This is a genomic window from Streptomyces sp. NPDC000594 (assembly GCF_040299965.1).
GTDB lineage: Bacteria > Actinomycetota > Actinomycetes > Streptomycetales > Streptomycetaceae > Streptomyces.
Window position 1 is genome coordinate 1 of record NZ_JBEPCY010000079.1, and the last position, 1,204, is coordinate 1,204.

At 71.3% G+C, this 1,204-nt stretch carries 1 protein-coding gene; it reads left to right on the forward strand.

Annotated features, from left to right (window positions below; genetic code table 11):
• Positions 1–261, forward strand: a 261-nt coding sequence (locus tag ABT354_RS37965) for a hypothetical protein (RefSeq protein WP_351502630.1), incomplete at its 5' end; no start/stop codon positions are given.
• Between the last annotated feature and the right edge of the window lie 943 nt (positions 262–1,204).

Here is a 1,204-nt window from a genome sequence, read left to right on the forward strand (position 1 = left end):
CGGCGCACCCCCGACAGCACCGACGAGGTCGTCCAGCTCCTCGTACGGGCCGCGGTGGCGGACGGCGGCCGGACCATCAGCCTCCACCTGGCGGAGCAGAACCGCACACTCCTGGTCCTGGCCCTCAGCCACCGGCCCGACCCTCCCGCCCTGGACGACTCCCTCCTCCCCGCACTGCACCGGCTCGGCGTACTCAGCTGCGGAACCGAGACCGGGGTCGATGGTCGGCGCTTGTTCGCTGTCCTCTCTGTGACCCTCTGAACAGCCCGGAAGGGAGATCTTCGGCCCGTGACACGGTGCGCGGTGGGAGCTGGTCCGGGGGCGGGCTGTGGCTCACCGGCAGACCGCCGCCTTGATTACGCGTGTGGCTGCGCCGGCTCTTCGGCGACTGTGTGGTGGCGGTTGACCTGTGGTCCCCGGTCTGCGGCCGGTTTGCCAGGGGAGGGTGCGGTGCACCGCCGGGGGTCTCGGCATGTCGTCGGCAGGCGGGGGGATGTGGGACACCTTGGTGGTCCTGATGGTCGGGGTGTTCGGGGTGCAGGCGCCGTCCTGGTTGCCGACGCCGTACGGTTTCCCGTTCTCCGCCCGGAAGTCGATTCCGGCGAGTCTGCTGTCCCCCGCGAGCCCCCGGTCCCTGTCCCTGGCCCTGCCCCCGGTTCTGCCCCCGTCTCCGCCCCCCCGGTCCTGGCTCTGGCTCTGTCTTTGCCTCCGGTTCTGGGTGTGGGTCTGGGTCTGGGTGGTTGTGGCGGGTCTGGGTGGGCTGTGCGGGGTGTCCCGGTTGCATACCGCTTGCCCGGAGCGGCCTGCTCTGGCCGGGGTTGTGTGCGGGGGCTTGAGGGGGAGGGTCCGTCCCTCCCGCGCTGTTCTGCTGCTGCTGTCCTGGCTGTCTTCCTGTGCTGTTGCGGCTGTTGTGTCTGCTGTCCTGGCGGTCCTGGTCGTGGTGGTCGGTGGAGCCGTATGTCTGTGGTGGTGTTGTTTCTGTGGACCGGAGCGTCATGTGTGAACGGGTTCCGCGTGTCTGTTTTGGCCTTGCCTGGGTGGAGGTCGGGTGTCCGGCGGGTGGGCGAGCCCGGGCGGGTGGGTGGCCCGGGCGGGTGGGCGGCCCGGGCGGGTGGGCGGCCCGGGCGGGTGCCTGCTGTGGGTGACCGCGAGGGGCAGGGTGCCGGTCGGGGCGGGCTGATCGACCAGGGCGAGCACTGTTCTG